18 protein-coding genes are annotated in these 19,968 nt (G+C 63.9%); 8 read left to right on the top strand and 10 right to left on the bottom strand.

What is annotated here, in order from left to right; translation table 11 throughout:
* Positions 1-134: 134 nt before the first annotated feature.
* The 4 genes from J2W23_RS30375 (at position 135) to J2W23_RS30360 (ending at position 4,047) form a co-directional block, all read left to right on the top strand.
* Positions 135-1,337 (top strand): ammonium transporter, encoded by a 1,203-nt coding sequence (locus tag J2W23_RS30375; protein ID WP_307651373.1) that lies wholly within the window; start codon positions 135-137, stop codon positions 1,335-1,337.
* Between the two features lie 100 nt (positions 1,338-1,437).
* A complete protein-coding gene (locus tag J2W23_RS30370) occupies positions 1,438-2,409 on the top strand; it encodes an MBL fold metallo-hydrolase (protein ID WP_176656304.1) in 972 nt (323 codons plus the stop codon).
* 157 nt (positions 2,410-2,566) lie between these two features.
* On the top strand, positions 2,567-3,502 hold the full coding sequence (locus J2W23_RS30365; protein WP_307651372.1) for a succinylglutamate desuccinylase/aspartoacylase domain-containing protein: 936 nt from the start codon (positions 2,567-2,569) through the stop codon (positions 3,500-3,502).
* 5 nt (positions 3,503-3,507) lie between these two features.
* Entirely contained in the window at positions 3,508-4,047 is a 540-nt protein-coding gene (locus J2W23_RS30360; RefSeq protein ID WP_307651371.1) for a DoxX family protein, read from the top strand.
* Here the strand turns inward: J2W23_RS30360 and J2W23_RS30355 are convergent.
* The 4 genes from J2W23_RS30355 to J2W23_RS30340 form a co-directional block, all read right to left on the bottom strand.
* On the bottom strand, positions 3,964-4,839 hold the full coding sequence (locus tag J2W23_RS30355) for a hypothetical protein (RefSeq protein WP_307651370.1): 876 nt from the start codon (positions 4,837-4,839) through the stop codon (positions 3,964-3,966). The two genes, J2W23_RS30360 and J2W23_RS30355, sit on opposite strands and share 84 nt — an antisense overlap.
* A 26-nt stretch (positions 4,840-4,865) precedes the next feature.
* Positions 4,866-6,314: an AAA family ATPase gene (locus J2W23_RS30350; RefSeq protein WP_307651369.1), complete on the bottom strand. Its 1,449-nt coding sequence runs from the start codon at positions 6,312-6,314 to the stop codon at positions 4,866-4,868.
* Between the two features lie 275 nt (positions 6,315-6,589).
* The gene (locus J2W23_RS30345; protein WP_307651368.1) at positions 6,590-7,504 is read right to left on the bottom strand and encodes a M23 family metallopeptidase; all 915 of its coding nucleotides are present in this window, start codon (positions 7,502-7,504) and stop codon (positions 6,590-6,592) included.
* Positions 7,505-7,558: 54 nt separating this feature from the next.
* Entirely contained in the window at positions 7,559-8,107 is a 549-nt protein-coding gene (locus J2W23_RS30340) for a pseudouridine synthase (RefSeq protein ID WP_307651367.1), read from the bottom strand.
* Positions 8,108-8,252: 145 nt separating this feature from the next.
* On the opposite strand from J2W23_RS30340, the gene J2W23_RS30335 reads away from it, so the two are divergent.
* Positions 8,253-8,555 (top strand): hypothetical protein, encoded by a 303-nt coding sequence (locus tag J2W23_RS30335; RefSeq protein ID WP_307651366.1) that lies wholly within the window; start codon positions 8,253-8,255, stop codon positions 8,553-8,555.
* 62 nt (positions 8,556-8,617) lie between these two features.
* Here J2W23_RS30335 and J2W23_RS30330 read toward each other — a convergent pair whose 3' ends face one another.
* Complete coding sequence (locus tag J2W23_RS30330) at positions 8,618-10,432, bottom strand: glutamine--tRNA ligase/YqeY domain fusion protein (protein WP_307651365.1); 1,815 nt, start codon at positions 10,430-10,432, stop codon at positions 8,618-8,620.
* Positions 10,433-10,579: 147 nt separating this feature from the next.
* Here J2W23_RS30330 and J2W23_RS30325 point away from each other — a divergent pair, with 147 nt between their 5' ends.
* Positions 10,580-10,927 (top strand): hypothetical protein, encoded by a 348-nt coding sequence (locus J2W23_RS30325; protein WP_176656311.1) that lies wholly within the window; start codon positions 10,580-10,582, stop codon positions 10,925-10,927.
* Between the two features lie 81 nt (positions 10,928-11,008).
* On the opposite strand, the gene J2W23_RS30320 is transcribed toward J2W23_RS30325, so the two are convergent.
* From J2W23_RS30320 to J2W23_RS30300, 5 genes are read right to left on the bottom strand one after another with little or no spacing between them, the layout of a single operon-like run.
* Positions 11,009-11,860 (bottom strand): LytR/AlgR family response regulator transcription factor, encoded by an 852-nt coding sequence (locus tag J2W23_RS30320; RefSeq protein ID WP_307651403.1) that lies wholly within the window; start codon positions 11,858-11,860, stop codon positions 11,009-11,011.
* A gap of 20 nt (positions 11,861-11,880) precedes the next feature.
* A complete protein-coding gene (locus tag J2W23_RS30315) occupies positions 11,881-12,912 on the bottom strand; it encodes a sensor histidine kinase (protein ID WP_373424006.1) in 1,032 nt (343 codons plus the stop codon).
* A 53-nt stretch (positions 12,913-12,965) separates the two neighbouring features.
* Positions 12,966-13,262 carry a 2TM domain-containing protein gene (locus tag J2W23_RS30310; RefSeq protein ID WP_176656312.1) on the bottom strand — a complete coding sequence of 99 codons (297 nt, stop codon included), beginning with the start codon at positions 13,260-13,262 and terminating at the stop codon, positions 12,966-12,968.
* A complete protein-coding gene (locus J2W23_RS30305) occupies positions 13,259-14,227 on the bottom strand; it encodes a sterol desaturase family protein (protein WP_307651363.1) in 969 nt (322 codons plus the stop codon). Before J2W23_RS30305 ends, J2W23_RS30310 begins: the two co-directional genes overlap by 4 nt.
* Before the next feature lie 46 nt (positions 14,228-14,273).
* Positions 14,274-14,795 (bottom strand): DUF6622 family protein, encoded by a 522-nt coding sequence (locus tag J2W23_RS30300; protein WP_307651362.1) that lies wholly within the window; start codon positions 14,793-14,795, stop codon positions 14,274-14,276.
* A gap of 237 nt (positions 14,796-15,032) precedes the next feature.
* Here J2W23_RS30300 and J2W23_RS30295 point away from each other — a divergent pair, with 237 nt between their 5' ends.
* Together J2W23_RS30295 and J2W23_RS30290 are read left to right on the top strand one after the other, a co-directional pair.
* Positions 15,033-16,670, top strand: a complete 1,638-nt coding sequence (locus J2W23_RS30295) for an efflux RND transporter periplasmic adaptor subunit (RefSeq protein WP_307651361.1) — start codon at positions 15,033-15,035, stop codon at positions 16,668-16,670.
* A gap of 37 nt (positions 16,671-16,707) precedes the next feature.
* Positions 16,708-19,842: an efflux RND transporter permease subunit gene (locus J2W23_RS30290; RefSeq protein ID WP_307651360.1), complete on the top strand. Its 3,135-nt coding sequence runs from the start codon at positions 16,708-16,710 to the stop codon at positions 19,840-19,842.
* Positions 19,843-19,968 lie beyond the last annotated feature (126 nt).

The following is a 19,968-nucleotide window of genomic DNA, read 5'->3' as shown; positions in this document are numbered from 1 at the left end:
GCGCATGTGCGCCGTTATGGCCCGTTTCGCACCATCAAAGAGCCTTCAGGCACCATTTTTGCTTCCTTGCACCGTCGCTCCGGGCAATCCGGCCGCGATGCACCAATTCAAACCAAAAACTGCAAGAAGCTCCCATGGACGCACTCAAACAGGGCGCAGATGCGCTGTTCATCCTTCTCGGCGCCATCATGGTGTTGGCCATGCATGCCGGTTTCGCCTTTCTCGAACTGGGCACCGTGCGCAAGAAGAACCAGGTCAATGCGCTGGTGAAGATATTGGTCGACTTCTCAGTCTCGACCATCGTGTACTTCCTGGTCGGCTACGGCGTGGCCTACGGCACCCACTTCTTCGTGGGCGCCACCGAGCTGGCGGCCAAGAGCGGCTACGAACTGGTGAAGTTCTTCTTCCTGTTGACTTTCGCTGCGGCCATTCCGGCCATCATTTCGGGTGGCATCGCCGAGCGCGCCAAGTTCTGGCCGCAGTTGATCGCCACCGCGGTGATCGTCGGCGTGGTGTATCCGCTCTTCGAGGGCATCGCCTGGAACAAGGCCTTCGGCATCCAGGCCTGGATCGCCTCGGTCACCGGCCACGAGTTCCATGACTTCGCGGGATCGATCGTGGTGCATGCCGTGGGCGGCTGGCTGGCGCTGCCGGCCGTCGTCCTCCTGGGCGCGCGCCGCAACCGCTACCGCGGCGACGGCTCGCTGAGCGCGCACCCGCCGTCGAACATCCCGTTCCTCGCGCTCGGCGCGTGGGTGCTGTGCGTGGGCTGGTTCGGTTTCAACGTGATGAGCGCGCAGAGCATCGACAAGATCTCCGGCCTCGTGGCCGTCAACTCGCTCATGGCGATGGTCGGCGGCACGCTGGTGGCGCTGGCCATGGGCAAGAACGACCCCGGCTTCGTCTACAACGGCCCGCTCGCCGGCCTCGTGGCCGTGTGCGCCGGCTCCGACCTGATGCACCCGCTGGGCGCGCTGGTGGTGGGCGGCGTGGCGGGCGGCATCTTTGTCTTCATGTTCACGCTCACGCAGAACAAATGGAAGATCGACGACGTGCTCGGCGTCTGGCCGCTGCACGGCCTGTGCGGCACCTGGGGCGGCATCGCGGCCGGCATCTTCGGCACGCAGGCGCTGGGCGGCATCGGCGGCGTGAACGTCGGGGCGCAGCTCATCGGCACGGTGATCGGCGTGGTCTGGGCGCTGGCCGGCGGCGCGGTGGTGTACGGCGTGCTCAAGGCCACGATGGGCTTGCGGCTGTCGCAGGAAGAGGAATACGACGGCGCCGACCTGTCGATCCACCACATCTCCGCGACGCCCGAGCGCGAAGTCAACTGGTAAGGACGCGCGGGGAAGGGTTGGCAAGGCGCCGGGAGGGGCCGGCCGGCGGGGTTGGGCTATTCTTCGCCCCCTCTAAAGACAAGCCGGAGAAGGAAGAACCATGACCCAACCCACCCACTGGCTGCGCCGCGGCATCGCCGCGCTGGCGAGCAGCGTGCTGATGCTTTCGTTTGCAGCAGCACACGCCGGCGCACCGCAGGTCAAGACCCAGGCGCCCGGCTTCTACCGGATGATGCTCGGCGACTTCGAGGTGACGGCGCTCTTCGACGGCACCATCGACCTCGAAGTGAAGAAGCTGCTCACCAACACCACGCAGGCCCAGGTCGGCAGGCTGCTCGACCGCTCCTTCAAGAAGGAACTGGTGCCCACCTCGGTGAACAGCTACCTCGTCAACACCGGCAGCAAGCTGGTGCTCATCGACACCGGCGCCGGCACGCTCTTCGGCCCCACGCTGGGCAACCTGCGCAACAACCTGCTGGCCTCCGGCTACAAGCCCGAGCAGGTCGACGACGTGTTCATCACCCACATGCACGGCGACCACGTCGGCGGCCTCATCGTCGACGGCAAGCTGGCCTTTCCCAACGCCACGATCCACGCGGGCCAGGAAGACGCCGATTTCTGGCTCAGCAAGGCCAACCTGGAGAAGGCCACACCTGAGATGAAGGGCTTCTTCCAGGGCGCGCAGGCGTCGTTGAATCCGTACGTCGAGGCCGGCAAGTTCAAGCCCCTGAAGGGCGACGCCGACCCCGTGCCCGGCATCAAGGCCGTGCCCGCCCACGGCCACACGCCCGGCCACAACACCTACGTGGTCGAGTCCAAGGGCCAGAAGCTCGTGCTGTGGGGCGACCTGATGCACGTGGCCTCGGTGCAGTTCGTGCAGCCGCAGGTGACCATCTCGTTCGACGTCGATTCCAAGACCGCCGCGGCGGAACGCAAGAAGGCGTATGCCGATGCGGCCAAGGGGCGCTACCTGGTGGCCGGCGCGCACCTGCCGTTCCCGGGGCTGGGAAGAATCCGGGCCGAGGGCTCGGGGTATGCGTGGGTGCCTGTGGATTACCAGCAGGTGCGATAAGTTGGTGATCTGAAGCGTATTCGGGCTGGATACGCTTCGTTTTTGAAGCGTATTTTTGGGGCACGGCGGTGGTTGCGGGTTCGCGAGGTCGGGAAAGCACGGATTTGGCTGCTGTAGCAAACTCCCCCGACCGCATCGCGCCCACGCCAACAGCCCCATGACCCAATCCCCACCCGCCCTCGAAGTCCTCCCCCGCGACCTCTCCGCCTACCGCAAGGGCAACGTCGGCATCGACTACGTGCACCGCTTCGAATCCGGCAAGCCCGGCCCGCACGTGCTGATCAATGCACTCACGCACGGCAACGAAATCTGCGGCATGACCGCCGCCACCCACCTGCTCGACAACAACGTGCGCCCGAAGATCGGCACGCTCACCGTGAGCTTCGCCAACATCGACGCCTACGAGTCGTTCAAGGAAGAGTCCCCCTACGACAGCCGTCAGATCGTGCACAACCTGAACCGCATCTGGTCGCCCGAATGGCTGGACGGCGGCGAGGACAGCCCCGAGCTGCGCCGCGCGCGCGTGCTGCGGCCGGTGGTGGACGCCGCCGACCACATCCTGGACATCCATTCGACCAGCCAGCCCGTCGTGCCGTTCTGGGTCTACCCCGCGTTCGAGCGCAACGCCGAGGTGGCGCTGGCCATCGGCCGCCCGCCGGTGCACCTCGTGATGCCCGATGGCCTGGGCTCGGGCACGCCGCTGATCCAGTACGGCAGCCACGGCGGCCCGGACGGCAAGGGCGTGGCGATGGTGGTCGAGTGCGGCCAGCACTTCCTGCGCTCGGCGTCGGTGCTGGCCACCGCGGTCACTTATGACTTCCTCGCGTACTTCGGCCTTGTCGACAAGGACCCGGCCACGCCGGCGCCGGAGCCGCAGCGCCGCTTTCAGCTGCTGCAGACGCACGTCATCAAGTCGGCGGACTTCGCGTTCGTGCGGCCGCTGATCGGCTTCGAGACCTTTGCCAAGGGCGAGCTGATCGCCACCAACGGCCCGGACGAGATTCGCGCGCCGTGCGACGACTGCACGATCTTCATGCCCGCGCAGCGGGTGATCGTGGGGCGCGAAGCGGTGTATCTGACCCAGCCGATCTGAAGCGCATGACGGATTCGCCCGCCATGAGCCGCTGGCGCGTGGCGGGCCTGGTGTTCGTCTTCCTGTGGTTCGCTCTCGGCGGTGTCGCGCACTTCGTGGCGACCGAAGCGGAGATGCGCATCGTGCCGCCGCGCGCGGCCGTGCTGGTGAGCGGCGTGTTCGAACTGCTGGGTGCGGCCGGACTGCTGTGGCAGCCGACGCGGCGTGCCGCAGGCATCGGCCTCTTCCTTCTGACCCTGGCCGTGACGCCCGCGCATTTCTACATGCTGCAGCGGCCGGAGCTTTTTCCGAGCGTGCCGTATTGGGCGCTGGTGGTGCGGCTGCCGGTCCAGGTGGCGCTGCTGGCGTTGATTGCGCAGAACACCGAACTCACTTGGAGCTTGATTGCACTAGCGCTAAAAATTCTCAGTCGATTTCTTAATTTATTCGTGCGGTTAATTGATTTGATAAATATCAAATCCTCAGGAGTGAAAATTTATTGGAAATTGGCGATTGTCAGCGCCTTCAATGTATTGCGAGGGTTGACAACTCACATCGAAAAATGAAATTTGAGAGCGTTTGTTTATTCTATTTGTTCTCTGCCTGTTTAGCGGACCAAAACAATCCAGTCCAGCTGAAAAAATTGCTTGAATTCTGCTTCCAAAAAAAATGTACCGATCATGCTCACGTTGACAGAAGGCGCGAGAAGCAGCTTGGCATTCAATCGAGATATGTCGATTTGCCGCTTGGAGGCGTCTTAAGATCGTTGGGCCTGAAAGCAGATGAGGCCCTGTTTTTGCAGAATTGAAAACCCTAAGCGTGGAATTTCTTTTGAGCTTGAATGCGATGTGCTCTATTAATTCGCATGAATTGTTATTTATATATTTGTCATATATAATTATTTCATCTTCGGCCGAAATGTATCTATCAAGTACTGAGAAATCGAGAATTCCGCCGGTAGTTGTAGAAATGTTGTCAATCGGATTGTCTCCTCCGTGATCAGTGTTTGCAGGTAGTGAAAGGTCAACTAAATTTACGCCAACTGCATCGAAATGAGATATCTCGTTAGGGCTAAAAAATGAACTCCTCGCAACTAATTTTGAAGCGCCAAAGTATGAGGCGGCCGCAATCGATTTTATTCCAAGAGGTAGTCGCCGTAACGCAGTAGGGCAATCAGCTATTTCATGAGTTGTCACTCTTCCATGAGCCATCGCAAGGGGGAACCACGCTTGAAATCCAAGATCAGTTCCTATAGTTTGAGCATATTCCTGAATTAACTCTGGAGTGGCGGCTATTTTGGAGGAAAGAAATGCCGCAGAGGAGACTGCATCGACAGCGCCGGAAAAGATCTCGCTCAATGCGTTGGTGTGAATTGCAAGCCGCACTATGAATTGTCTCCTGAATTTTTGGCGTGCGCAGCCTTTGACGTGAGCGCAATTTTATTGTCCAAGAGCTTCATTGCTGTCGTGTAGGCCTCATCAAAGAACCCTGAAGGCCATGGCTCCTCAAAATCACCGACGCTATTAACCCGCATCTCTTTAGGTTTTCCAGGGGCTCGAGGAGTGTATAAAAATTTTACCTCGGTGTCGCCTATAGCCATTGCGGTTCGGCCCAATTTTTTATTCGATATTGCAAGCTGCAGGCCTCGCACAAGATGCTCGCTATGTGTTTCAACCACAAATCGACGACCGGTTTTTGTTGCCTCAACGATTATTTCCGCCAATTTTGATTGCGCGCTTGGATGTAGATGAAGCTCTGGCTGCTCAATTACGATCGTGGAGTTTTCCGGCATCACCGCGATTTGCACCAAGATAGGCAAGACTTGAGAAAATCCAAAACCGACATCCGATATTATTTCCTTTTCCCCACGCTCCCTCTCAATTTCCAATTTTACTAATTCTTCAATGGAGCGGGAGTCAACTCTTCTGCCAGAAAACATGCTTTCTATCCAGCGAGCTAGTTGCGTGTAGCGCGTTGTTTGTTCTCGTTTTGCAGATCGTTCTTTGCTAGCTCGAGATTTTAAATTGGCCAAGATGCTAGGAGTATGTTCACCAGCCGCGCCGACCGCTAGTAGGTGTGCGGTTCTGCTATAGCTTCGCGATGGACTCCTTCGTAAAGGCCCGACATAAAAAATATTGCTGTCTAGCTCCCTGAAGATAAGACTTAGAATTGATGACAATATATGAATTGGATAGTCGGCAAAAAAATCGAATTTCTTTTCGTTTTTTTGAATTACTCGATCAATCGCTAATTTATATTTTTCGTCAACCCTGGTTGATCTCCCTTTTGTCCATAAGAGAATCGCCTTGGATTTAATTGAATCATCCCTTGGAAATAAATCGTTCGCAGTTGCACGGGCCGCCTCTTCTGATAATTTCAGGGAAAACGTGTCGCGAGTTTGTTTTTTTATTAGGGTGATGTATGGATTTTTTGCCGATGCACTCGATTTAACTGTAATTTCCAATAGTCGTGCCTGTTCCGTGGCGAAGTCGTGCCCAAACTGGAATTCTATGTAGGCTTGATTTTGATCTTGAAAAAATCTTGCCGGTAATGACTGAGAAGAAATGGAGAGGCCGATTTTTATTTTTCGGTCGGTTTTATGTTCGAAAACATAATCTCGATAGATCCCAAGATCAACGTAATCGCCTTGAGGCGCTAGAACCTCGTGCTCATTCGAGGAGGATGCTGTTTGTTTTAATGCCAGAAGAGATTTTATTATTGAGGATTTTCCTGAGCTATTGGGACCAAGAAGTAGTGTAATTTTTGAATCAAGATCTACGTCCAGAGCAGGAAAACGTTTGAAATTTTCTAGATGGAGTCCGGTAACATACATGTATTAGCCTTTACCAATGTGTGACTGCTTCTCAGCAGGAAATGAAAGCATCGGCGCTGCGCCAACATAAATAAGAAATATTCGATTAAAGTGAATTTCATTGCATATTTAAAATGCACAGTTAGATTTTTGTGCAGTGGCTGCTTGATTTTTTGGTTCATGCCGACTAGCTAAGTTTTACGTAGCTTATGCGCGATGTCGTTGCTGGGACTAAGGGATGATGCTGATGTTTTCAGTCCGCCTTGATGTCTCGAGGCGCTTAAGCTTTAAGTTACTCAAGTCTGAATGAACAACGCCGGATCCACCATCGCCCGGTTCAACATCACCCCCCAATGCAGATGCGGCCCCGTCACGCGACCAGTCGCACCGACTGCCGCCAACGGCTCGCCGGTCTTCAACACATCGCCCACCTTCACATCCACCCGGCTCAGATGGCAATACATCGTCAGCAGCCCGCCGCCATGGTCGAGCCACACCGTGCCGCCGTTGAAGAAATAGTCCCCCGTATCGATTACCCGCCCCGGCAGCGGCGCCAGCACCGGCGTGCCGGTGCCGGCCGCGATGTCCATTCCACTGTGCGGATTGCGCGACTGCCCGTTGAACACGCGGCGCAGACCGAACGAGCTGGAGCGGCGACCCGGCACGGGCACGCGCATCTGCAGTGAGGCATCGGGCCGCAGGTCGGTGAGCGTGGCCATCACGCCGGCCTGGTGATCGCGTTCGCGCACGTAGCGCGCTTCGTCCTCGGGCGAGAGATCGACCGTGCGCGGCGCCACGGTCAGGCGCTGCTCGCGGTATTGCTTGTCGGTGACCGTGTAGGCGACCTGTCTTTCGCTGCCGCCGTTCTCGGCGCGCACCGTGATGCTCGCCTCGCCGGGCTTGGCCGCGAGCGGGATGCCGACCAGCGCCGTCCACTCGATGACGTCGCCCATCACGAGCAAAGGCACGTCGCCTGCAAAGGCCGTCGGACGCTTGGCGCCCGGGCCGAGCGAGAGGCGCGCCACGCCGCCGGGCACCTGCGATGCATGCGGCCAGACGGCGGGGTGCGATTGCTTCGACTTCGCAGGTGCGGCAGCGGCGGCGTGGGTCGCAGGCAACGCAAGCAGGCCCAGCGTGCCGAGCAATGCGCAGCGGCGATTCAGTGCGGGCGTGAGGAGGTCGGGCGAGGTGGTTCGGGTGTTGTCGTGCATGAAGAAGAGATCGAATGAAACAGGTTCTGTCTGTGACGTTGCGCGGCCGCGTGGCTATTCGCGCCATGTGCCGGGCGCCAGCCCATCGAGCGTGTGCGGTCCGATGGCGGCGCGGATCAGGCGAAGCGTCGGCAGTCCGACAGCGGCCGTCATGCGCCGCACCTGGCGGTTGCGGCCTTCGCTGATCGCCAGCTCCAGCCACGCGGTCGGAATGCTCTTGCGCTCGCGAATGGGCGGTTGCCGCGCCCACACTTCGGGCGGCGGGTCGAGCAAACGCGCGCGGGCAGGGCGCGTGAGGCCGTCGTTGAGTTGCACGCCTTGGCGCAACGCAGCGAGCGCCTCTTCGGTCGGCACGCCTTCCACCTGCACCCAATAGGTCTTCTCCATCTTGAAGCGCGGATCGGCGATGCGCGCCTGGAGCTGGCCGTCGTTGGTGAGGAGCAGCAGGCCTTCGCTGTCGGCATCGAGGCGGCCGGCAACGTAGACGTCGGGAATGTCGATGAAGTCCTTGAGTCCGCGCCAGCGGCCCTCGGGGGTGAATTGGCTCAAGACGCCGTAGGGCTTGTTGAAGCGGATGAGGCGGGAAGGGCTCGGAACAGTCATGAATGCACAGGATAGCCCGGGTCTGCGGCCGGCCGCCGTCGGACAGCGGCGGCAGGCCACATCAGATCGCGCAGCCGTCCTGCAACGCGAACGTTTTCACGCGGCTTCCAATCTACCCAGACAGCTGAACAACACGGAGTCGGACATGACGATGCGAAGTTTCAACAGGTTGGCGTGGGCGGTGGTTGCAGGCGTCGCGGTGACGGCATGCAGCAGCACGTCCTTGCGTGTCGGCGGCGCGCCCGATGCGAGCGTGAAGAACTGCGTGGCAGCCGCCGCGCGCGAGCTGCGGGTGCCGCCGGGCAGCATCGCTGTGGACAGCGGCTCCACGCCGCGCGACGGTGTCTACACGATCAACCTGAAGGTTGGCCCGCAAGGCCGCTCGGCGGTGTGCACCACGGACGAAAACAGCGCGGTGCTGGGCGTGGTCTACAAGCGACCCGAATAGATGAAATGAAAAAGCCGGGGCCATGACGGCCCCGGCTTCGTTCGCGGAAGAGGCAAAGCGGGTTACTTGCCCCAGCTGTCCCGCATCCCCGCAGCCCGGTTGAACACCCGCTTGCCCGGCGCATCCGTCTTCGTATCCACCACGAAGTACCCATGCCGCTCGAACTGAATCCCCACGCCAGCCTGGGCTGCCGCCAATGAAGGCTCCACGAACGCCGAGCAAATCTCCAGGCTCTGCTTGTTCAGTTCATCCAGCAGTTCCCCGCTCCCCGGATTCGCCGCAGCAAACAGCCGCTCGTACAACCGCACCTCGGCCTGCACCGCATCCGCCACCGCCACCCAGGTGATGTTTCCCTTCACCTTGATGGCGTCCGCGCCGGGCGTGCCGCTCTTGGTGTCCGGCACCAGCGTGGCCTGCACTTCGACGAGCTTGCCGTCGGCATCGCGCGTGGCGCCGATGCATTCGATGACGTGGCCGTACTTCAGCCGCACCTTGTTGCCCGGGAACAGGCGGAAAAAGCCCTTGGGCTGCACGTCTTCGTAGTCGGTGCGCTCGATCCACACTTCGCGGCCGAGCTTGAACTCGCGCTTGCCCATCTCGGGGTGATGCGGGTGCACGGGGGCGGAGCAGTCGTCGAGCACATCGTCGCCGCCCATGAGCTCGCCCCAGTTCGTGATGACGAGCTTGACCGGGTCGAGCACAGCCATGGCGCGCGGGGCGATGGGGTCGAGGCTGTCGCGCAGCGCGGCTTCGAGACTCGCGTAGTCGATCCAGCCGCCCGATTTGGTGGTGCCGCTGCGCTCGCAGAACAGGCGCAGCGCCTCGGGCGTGTAGCCGCGGCGGCGCAGGCCCGCGATGGTGGGCATGCGGGGGTCGTCCCAGCCGTCGACGTGGCCGTCTTCGACCAGCTGGCGCAGCTTGCGCTTGCTGGTCATCACGTGGGTGACGTTCAGGCGCGCAAATTCGTACTGGCGCGGATGCGGGCTGGCGATGAGGCCGCCTTCGGCGAGGCGGTCGAGCAGCCAGTCGTAGAAGGGGCGCTGGTCTTCGAATTCGAGGGTGCAGATCGAATGGGTGATCTGCTCCAGCGCGTCTTCGATCGGGTGCGCATAGGTGTACATCGGGTAGATGCACCACTTGTCACCGGTATTGTGGTGGTGGGCGCGGCGCACGCGGTACAGCGCGGGGTCGCGCATGTTGATGTTGGTGCTGGCCATGTCGATCTTGGCGCGCAGGATGGCTGCACCGTCGGCGACCTGGCCGTCGCGCATGGCGCGAAAGCGCGCGAGGTTTTCCTCGGGCGTGCGGGTGCGGAAGGGGCTGTCGGTGCCGGGCGTGTTGAAGTCGCCGCGGTTCGCGCGCACTTCGTCGGCGGTCTGCTCGTCCACGTAGGCGAGGCCGGCGCCGATGAGGTATTCGGCCGCCTCGTACATGAAGTCGAAGTAGTTGCTTGCGAAGTACTCGTGCGGCTGCAGGGTGCCGGGGGCGCTGGGGCGGTCGGCCAGGTAGGTTTCATAGCCGAGCCACTTCACCGCGTCGCGGATGGAATCGACATATTCCTGCTCTTCTTTTTCAGGGTTGGTGTCGTCGAAGCGCAGGTGGCTCACGCCGCCGTATTCGCGGGCCAGTTCGAAGTTGAGCCAGATGCTCTTGGCATGGCCGATGTGCAGGTAGCCGTTGGGTTCGGGCGGAAAGCGAAGGCGCACCTTGGCGGGGTCGGTCATGCCCTGGGCATGGTGGGCGGCGTTGCCGGGGGAGCCGCCCCATTTGCGGCCGGAATAGGCGCCCTGTGCGAGGTCGTTCTCGATCACGTGGCGCAGGAAATTGCTCGGTGCGGCGGCCGTTTTGGCGCCGCTTTTATCGGTCGGGGAGGTCATTGCTTCATTCTAGAGGGCGCCTCTGAGGGGTTACCTTTGGCAACGTTCTTCACAATGGCGGGTGCACCCGGTTTGCAATTGCCGCGTTCAATACACACATGGGCGGTCCAGACCCGGACGGTGCCCCCGAAACAAGGAGTCAATATCATGAGCCTCACACGTTCCACCTTCTTCAAATGGGCTGCCGCGGGCGTCGTGGCAGCCGGTGCATTGTTCGCAGCCACTTCGGCCAGCGCCCGCAGCGACGTGAGCTGGTCGATCGGTGTCGGCGTACCGGGCGTGGCGGTCGGCGTGGGCGGTCCCGCCTACTACCCGGCCCCCGTCTATGCACCCCCGGCCCCGGTTTACTACGCACCGCCCCCGGTCTACTACCGTCCGCCGCCGCCGGTGTACTACCGTCCGGCCCCGGTGTACTACGCACCGCCGGCCTATTACGGTCCCCGCTATTACGGCGGTGGGTACTACCGTGGTCACCGTCATGGCCACTGGCGCTAAACAGCCACATCATTCGTGACTGAATGAAAAAAGCCGGCCCCCGAAAGGGCCGGCTTTTTGCTGGGCGCTCGCCGCGCAATTTCACATGGCGCGAAACAGGTGCGCGTAGAGCCGGCTGACCGGAATCTTCTCGGCCCGCCCCCGCAGCGTGAGATGCAGCTTGCCGGCTTCGTCGCGGTGCACCGATTCGATGGCCGCGCTGCGCACCACCACCGCGCGGTGTACCTGCCAGAAGGTGTCGGCGTCGAGCTGGGTCAGCAACTGCTTGAGCGGCGTGCGGATCAGGTACTCGTGCGTGGCGGTGAGCACGCGAAGGTATTTGTCGGCGGCCTCGAAATACAGCACTTCGTCGACGGGCACCATGCGCACCGTGCTGCCGCCGGCGTCGCTGGCGGCAATCATCCGCAGCGGTGCCGAGGGTGCCGCGGCGGGCGGGGCCGAGCCGGAACTGGCCGCGGTGAGCACCTGGCGCCATTGCGCAAGGGTTCGTTCCAGCGCTTCGTCGGCCACGGCAGGGGAGGCTGAAGGCGAAGGCTGTTGCTGCTGCGCCGCCAGCGCCTGCTGCAGCCGCGCCACGGTTTTTTGCAGCCGCGCGGGCTGCACGGGCTTGAGCACGTAGTCGATGGCCTCCGCCTCGAAGGCGCGCGCGGCGTATTCGTCGTAGGCGGTGACGAACACCAGTTGCGGCATCGGCGCCTCGTCGGTGGGCCAGATGTCGGCCAGTTCGGCCGCGGCGCCCAGGCCGTCGAGGCCGGGCATGCGGATGTCGAAGAACAGCACCTGCGGCAAGAGGCGCAGCGCCTCGCGCACCGCGCTGCGGCCATCGCCGGCGGTGGCGACGATCTGCAAGCCGGGCCATGCCGCGGCCAGTTCGGCCTTGAGGGCTTGCGCCAGAAGGGGCTCGTCTTCGGCGATCAGTGCGGTGGGGTTCATCGTGGTGGTTGTCGTCGCATTCATGAGGCAGCCGCCGCGGGAAGCGGAAAGCTCAGCGTGGCGCAGGTTCCGCCGGTCGGCGCGGCCGCAAGGCGCATCTCGCTTTGCGCGCCGAACACGGTGGCCAGGCGCTCGCGCACCTGCTCGAGCCCGAAGCCGCTGCCGCCTTCTTCCGAAGGCGGCGCCGCATCGAGCCCGACGCCGGTGTCGCTCACTTCGATGACCAGCCGGTCCGCGTTCCTGCGCGCGCGCACGTGGATCTCGCCGCCCTCGACCTTGGGCTCCAGCCCGTGGCGGATGCTGTTCTCCACCAGCGGCTGCAGCAGCAGCGGCGGCACCGGAATGTCGCGCAGGTCGTCGGGCAGGTCGAGCGTGTAGCAGAGGCGCTCGCCCATGCGCACGGACATCAGCTCGAGGTAGTCGCCCAGCCGGTCGAACTCGGCCGAGAGCGGATGCGCCAGCGTGCGCGAGCCGCTCAGCGTCATGCGCAGGTAGCTGTTGAGACGGTCGAGCATCGCCACCGCGCGCGGCGGGTCGGCGGTGATCAGCACGCGCAGGTTCGCGAGCGTGTTGAACAGCATGTGCGGCTCGAGCTGCGTCTCCAGCAGCTTGAGCCGCGCCTCGGTAGCGTTGCGCTGCGCCAGTTCGATCTGGCTCTGCATGTGCTTGCTCTTGCCGAGGCTGAAGAAGAAGTAGCACATGCCGATGGTGGCGACCAGGGTGATGACGATGGTCGAGGTCATCTTGCGCGTGGCGAGATTGCGGAATTCCATCGGCGGCACACCGACCCAGGCGTCGCCGATGGCATTGCCGGCAAGAAAGCCGACGGTGACGCCCAGCGCCACCAGACCGTAGCCCCAGAGCCCGTGCGGCCACAGCACCTCCTTGTTGCCGCTCAGGATCAGCCGGCCGGTGTCGATGACGAGCCAGCTGATCGTTCCGATCGAGAGCGAATACACCATCTGGGATTCCCAACTGCCGTTGCCCGAGATGGCCAATGCCGAACCGATGAGACAACAGAAGACGACGGTGATCAGGCCATGCCGCAGCATGTTGCGGAAGTTCTCCGCGCGAAACCGCGGCAGCGCTTCAGGAGCGTCAGGAGTCACCCACGCTCCCTGTCGCCCAGCGCGCGGCGCTCGCGTTCCACCAGCCGGTCGTAGAAGCTGCCGCCGGGCGCGATGAACCAGATCACCGCGCCGTGGATGAGCAGGCCCAGGCCCCAGCCCATCAGCGGATACATCGCCCAGGTGTGCCCCTTGGCGGCCGAGAGCCCGACCAGCCCGAGGTTGACGAGCACATAGACGAAAGCGTGGATGTACCAGCCCATCTTGGCGCCGGCGCGGCGGCGGGCGATCTTCTCGAGGTCGGGCTGCGAGGGGTTCGGGTGTGCGGGGTTCATGACAACTCCTTGAATTGGACAGGAATGAAATCGGGCGTGGCCGGCTGCTGCTGTTGCGGCTGCGTAGGCGTTGCCGGTTGCAGGGCTGCGCGCTGCCGCAGTTCCTCGGTGGTGTCGCCCGGACCATCGGGCCGCCAGCCCGGGGGCATGACGAGATACCCCACGAACGCACGCACCGAGCGCGCCGAACGCAGGTCGCGCAAGAGTGCGCGCCAGTGGGTGAACTCGATCTCCAGGATGTTGTGCGAGGTGATCGGGTTCACCAGCCCGTAGCGGCAGGGCAGGTCGGCGCGCTCGGGAATGTAGGTGCCGAAGAGGCGGTCGAACACGATCAGCACGCCGCCGTAGTTGCCGTCCAGGTATTCGAGGTTCGAGGCGTGGTGCACGCGGTGCGCCGAGGGCGTGTTGAGCACCCATTCGAGCGGCCCGAGGCGCGGAATCCACGTCGCATGAATCCAGAACTGGTAGAGCAGGTTCAGCGTGAGCATCAGCAGGATCACCTTGGGCGGCATGCCCAGGAGCGGCGCCAGCATGAAGAACAGCAGCGTGCCGGTGAGCTTGCCGGTCCAGCCGAAGCGGTAGGCGGCCGACAGGTTCAGCTGGTTCGGCGAATGGTGGATGGCATGGGTGCACCAGAACCAGCGCACCCGGTGGGCCGCGCGGTGGTACCAGTAGTAGCAGAACTCCTGGCCGATGAAGCAGGCGACCCAGCCGCTCCAGTGGTCCATCGGCAAGGTGAAGAGGCGGTGGTTCCAGAACCAGTCCATCGCGCCGGTCCAGAAGGCCACCGGCAGCAGCCAGCGCAGCGGGTATTCGCGCACGAGAAAGTCGAACACCGAGACGCCGGCCGCCTTCCAGTCGTAGCTCGCCCGGCCGTTGCGCCAGGAGAGCACGAGCGCTTCCAGGATCGAGGCGGCCAGCACCACCGTGACGGAGATCTTGAGGAGCAGAAAGAGCACGGTCATGGCGGTTCCTGGCTGGGCTGGACGCGTGGGGGCTGGGGCTCGGATCTTAGGCCGCGCGGGCGCCGGTGGCGACAGCGTCGGTGGCGATGGCCAGCCTCCACAGGCGCACTGCGCGGGCCGCGAAGATGCCGCTGAAAGCGCCGTACAGCACGGGAAGGCCGATGGCGAAGCTGGCCTGCTGGCGCAGCTCGGGGTGCATGGCCAGCGCCACGCCCACGACATATTTGGTGAAGAAGATGCCCATCATGAGCGCGAGCGGCACGGCGCTGCCGGCCACATGGAACTGGCGGTTCGCCGCGTCGTAGCGGGTGGTGGCGGGCAGCGGGCGCTGCAGCACCAGCGCGATCAGCACCGCCGCGGCCGCTGCCCAGCCGAGCAGGGCACCCAGCGAATCGCCGAAGGCCGAGAGCACGCCGAAGACCGACAGGCCGCCCATGATGACGGGCATCAGCGTGACGCGGCTGAGGCTCACGCTGTTGGACAGCAGTTGCTTGCTGCCGAGCCAGACGAGCAGCACGAAGACGGCGAACACCCACTTGGGTGTGTGAAGAAGGATCTGCAGCAGCATGGTGGTTCTCCGGTGAAAGCGGTGGGTGGTGAAGCGATGGGCGAACTGTGCCGGCGCGCTCTCTTGCCGGCCACCGCCATGCGACGAAATGCAGGAACACGGCGCGAACCGCGTCCGGCCGGCGTGAACCGCAGGACCCGGCATGAGCTTTACCGCCGCTTTACGGCGCAGCAAACAGCGGTACTACCATTCGGCGCTGTACTCTAGGCCGCATATCTGCACCTCCCCACGCATCCCATGGACCCCAAAACTCCCCCCGAGCCCCTGCCGCCCATCGTGTCGCCGACACACCCACCGGCACGCAGGCGGCGCTGGCTGGGGTTGTTGCTGACCGTGGCGCTGCTGGTGGCTCTGGGAGGCGGTGCCTGGTATCTGATCCAGCGCTCGAAGGCGCCAGCGGCGGGGCCTGGTGGCCCCGGCGGTCCGGGGGGTGGTCGTCCTGGCGGCGGGCCGGGCGGACGGGGCGGCGGCGGCGCGGCTGCCAACACCGTCGGCGTCGCCACCGCGCGGCAGGCCGACATTCCGGTGCAGCTCGAGGCGCTGGGCACGGTCACTCCGCTGGCCAATGTCACGGTGCAGCCGCAGGTGTCGGGCGTGCTCACCGAGGTGCTCTTCAAGGAAGGTCAGATGGTCAAGAAGGGCGACGTGCTCGCCACCATCGATCCGGCGCCGTTCCAGAACGCGCTGGCCCAGGCCACGGGGGCGCGCCAGCGCGACGAAGCCCAGTTGGCCGCGGCGCGCGTCACGCTGCAGCGCTACCAGACGCTGCTCGGCCAGGATTCCATCGCCCGGCAGGACGTCGACACGCAGGCGGCGCTGGTCAAGCAGCTCGAAGGCACGGTCGCCATCGACCGCGCCAATGAAAGCACGGCCAGGCTCAACCTCACCTGGAGCCGCATCACCGCGCCGGTGAGCGGGCGCATCGGCCTGCGGCCGGTGGACGCGGGCAACTACATCTCGACCGGCACCACCGGCGGCGTGGCGGTCATCACGCAGATCGCGCCCATCGACGTCGAGTTCTCGGTGCCGCAAGACCGCGTGCCCGAGGTGCAGGAGCGCCTTGCGCAGGGCGCGCAACTCGAGGCCACCGCCTTCGACCGCACCCGCACGCGCCAGCTCGCCAAGGGCATGTTCTCCACGCTGGACAACCTGGTCGACACGCAGACCGGCACCGTCAAGTCGAAGGCGCGCTTCTCGAACGCCGACGGTGCGCTGTTCCCGAACCAGTTCGTCAACCTGCGGCTCCTCTTGCGCACCGTGAGCAGCGCGGTGGTGGTGCCGGTGACGGCGCTGCGCCACGGGCCCAACGGCGACTACGTGTACGTGATCAACGAAGACAACACCGTCTCGCAGCGCCCCGTGACGCGCGGCGAATCGAGCGTGGACAACGTGGCGGTCATGTCGGGCCTGAAGGCCGGCGAGCAGGTCGTGACGGAAGGCGGCGACCGATTGAAGGACGGCGCGCGCGTGCAGACCCAGGCCGACCGGCCGGCTGCGCCGGCTTCGGGCGCTGCGGCGGGAACCCACCGGCGCCGCCAGGGCGGCGGCAACGGCGCGAAGGCGGGAGGCCAGGCGCCTGCCGCCGCAGCGACCGCGCCGGCGCCCGGACCCGGAACTGCCGCGGCGCCGGCAGCCGGTGCAGCCGCAACGCCACCGGCCGCCGCGGCGCCGGCTCCCGCAGCCGCAGCGAACGCCAAGCTCCCCACCGCCGAGCAGCGCCAGCGCATGCTCGATGCGGTGAAGGACAACCCCGAACAGCTCGAACGCCGCAAGCGTTTCCTTGAAGCGCTCGACAAGGGCGACCCGGCGGCGCTGGAGCGCTGGCAGCGGATGCAGGAGCGCGGTGACCGGGGTGACGGCCGGCAGGGCCAATGAGCCGCCGGGCCGCTCCCAAGGTGTGGAGGCCTTCCAGATGAGTCCCTCACGCCCCTTCATCCTGCGACCGGTGGCGACCTCGCTGCTGATGGTCGCGATCGTGCTGGCCGGCATGGTCGGGTTCCGCTTCCTGCCGCTGTCGGCGCTGCCGCAGGTCGACTACCCGACCATCCAGGTGCAGACGCTCTACCCCGGGGCCAGCCCCGAGGTGATGAGCAACACCGTCACCGCGCCGCTGGAGCGCCAGTTCGGCCAGATGTCGGGCCTGGACCGCATGAGTTCGACCAGCGCGGCGGGCGTGTCCATCGTCACGCTGCAGTTCTCGCTCGGCCAGACGCTCGACGTCGCCGAGCAGGAAGTGCAGGCCGCCATCAACGCCGGCGGCTCGCTGCTGCCGGCCGACCTGCCCGCGCCGCCCGTGTACGCCAAGGTCAACCCGGCCGACGCGCCGGTGCTCACGCTGGCCATCACGTCGGACACGCTGCCGCTCACCGAGGTGCAAAACCTCGTGAACACCCGGCTCGCGCAGAAGATCAGCCAGGTCTCGGGCGTGGGGCTGGTGTCGCTCAGCGGCGGGCAGCGCCCGGCGGTGCGCATCCAGGCGAACACGCAGGCGCTCGCGGCCAACGGCATCGGGCTGGACACGCTGCGCACCGCCATCAGCGCGGCCAATTCGAACGGCGCCAAGGGCAGCTTCGACGGCCCCAAGCGCGCCTACACCATCAACTCGAACGACCAGTTGCTCACGGTCGAGGACTACAAGAACCTCATCGTCAGCTACAAGAACGGCGCGCCGATCCGCATGGTCGATGTGGCGCAGGTTGTGAACAGCGCCGAGAACACGCAACTGGGCGCCTGGGCAGGCACGAAGACCGCCGAGGGCGGCGAAAGCGCCGAACCCAAGCTCACCCCCGCCATCATCCTGAACGTGCAGCGCCAGCCCGGCGCGAACGTGATCGCCACCGTCAACGCCATCAAGAAGCAGCTGCCCGAGCTGCAGGCGGGCTTTCCGGCGGGCCTGAAGATCGAGGTGCTGAGCGACCGCACCGCGGGCATCCGCGCCTCGGTGCAGCACGTGGAGATGGAGCTGGTGCTGGCCGTGGTGCTGGTGGTGCTGGTGATCTTCGCGTTCCTCGGCAGCCTGCGCGCGACTGTCATCGCGAGCATCGCGGTGCCCATCTCGCTCATCGGCACGCTGGGCTTGATGTACCTCTTGGGCTACAGCCTCAACAACCTGAGCCTCATGGCGCTGACCATCGCCACCGGATTCGTGGTGGACGACGCGATCGTGATGATCGAGAACATCGCGCGCTACATCGAGGAAGGCGAAAAGCCCCTGCAGGCCGCCTTCAAGGGCGCGACGCAGATCGGCTTCACCATCATCTCTCTCACGGTGTCGCTCATCGCGGTGCTGATTCCATTGCTCTTCATGGGCGACGTGGTGGGGCGCCTGTTCCGCGAGTTCGCGGTGACGCTGGCGATCACCATCCTGATCTCGGCCGTGGTGTCGCTCACGCTGGTGCCGATGATGTCGGCGCGCTGGCTCAAGCACGAGCCCAAGAAGGAGCCGGGCGGCACGGGCTTCGGCGCACGCGCGCAGCGTTTCTTCGACGGCGTGATGGTGCGCTACGACCGCTCGCTGCACTGGGTGATCGACCACCAGCCGCTCACGTTGCTGGTCGCGCTGCTCACCATGGTGCTCACCGTGGTGCTGTACCTCACGATCCCCAAGGGCCTGTTCCCGACGCAGGACACCGGCCAGCTGCAGGCGCGCATCCAGGCGGCGCAGGACGTGTCGTTCGACCGCATGGCGCAGCTGCAGCTGCAGGCGGCGCGTGCGGTGCTCGAAGACCCCGACGTGGAGAACCTGAGCTCGTTCGTCGGCGTGGACGCCGCCAACAACACCATGCTGCACACCGGCAGCATGTTGATCAACCTCAAGGGCAGCCACGACAGCCAGCAGGAGGTGATGGACCGGTTGCGCGAGCGCGTGCGGCAGGTGGCCGGCGTCACGCTGTACCTGCAGCCCACGCAGGACCTGACCATCGACGCCGAGACCGGCCCGACCGAGTACCGCGTGTCGCTCGAAGGCGTGAACAGCGCGCTCATCACCGAGTGGATGAAGAAGCTGGTGGCCAAGCTGCAGGACTCGGACAAGGTGCGCAACGTGAGCAGCGATGCCGGCGCGCAGGGCCTGGCCGCGTTCGTGAACGTGAACCGCGACACCGCGGCGCGTTTGTCGATCACCGCGAGCACGGTGGACGATGCGCTCTACAGCGCCTTCGGCCAGCGCATCGTGTCGACCATCTTCACCGAGACGAACCAGTACCGCGTGATTCTCGAAGCGCGGCCCGGCATGGTGAACACGCCGCAGACGCTGGGGCAGCTGAACCTGATCGCCGGTTCGGGCACGGCCACGCCGCTGGCTGCGATTGCCGATATCTCGGAGCAGCAGGCGCCGCTGCAGATCACGCACGTGGCGCAGTACCCGGCGAGCACCTTGAACTTCGATACGGCGCCTGGCGTGTCGCTTGGGCAGTCGGTCGATGCGATTCGGGCGGCGGCCAAGGAAATCGGGATGCCGGGGAGCGTGACGATGACGTTCCTCGGGGCTTCGGGAGCCTACGAGCGGTCGCTGTCGAACCAGTTGTGGCTGATTCTTGCAGCGGTTGTTTGCGTGTACATCGTGCTCGGGGTGCTGTACGAGAGCTATGTGCATCCGCTGACGATCTTGTCGACGCTGCCTTCTGCCGGGGTCGGGGCGCTGCTGGCCCTGATGCTGACTGGCAATGACCTGGGGGTGATCGGGATCATCGGGATCATTCTGCTGATCGGCATCGTCAAGAAGAACGCGATCATGATGATCGACTTTGCGATCGATGCGGAGCGGACGGAAGGGTTGTCGGCTCGGGAGGCGATTCACAAGGCTGCACTGTTGCGGTTCAGGCCTATCTTGATGACGACGCTCGCTGCGTTGTTTGCCGCTGTTCCGTTGATGTTGAGTTTTGGTGAGGGGGCTGAGTTGCGGCGGCCACTCGGGCTTGCAATCTTTGGCGGGTTGATCGTCAGCCAACTGCTGACCTTGTTCACTACGCCTGTTATTTATCTGGCGTTTGATCGGCTTGGGGGAGGCAGTTCGCGTCGGGCCGTGATCGAGGAGGAGGCGGCTTGATCCGTTTTTCCTTCTGCTCTTTGTTTTCTTTCCGAGGCCGGGTCTCGCCCCGGCGGGCGACTCACTTTCTTTTGCTTCGCCAAAAGAAAGTAAGCAAAGAAAAGGCGACCCTGCTGTCTGCGTCCC

This window comes from Variovorax boronicumulans, assembly GCF_030812215.1.
GTDB lineage: Bacteria > Pseudomonadota > Gammaproteobacteria > Burkholderiales > Burkholderiaceae_C > Variovorax > Variovorax boronicumulans_C.
This window is presented reverse-complemented; position numbering and strand designations above follow the sequence as displayed.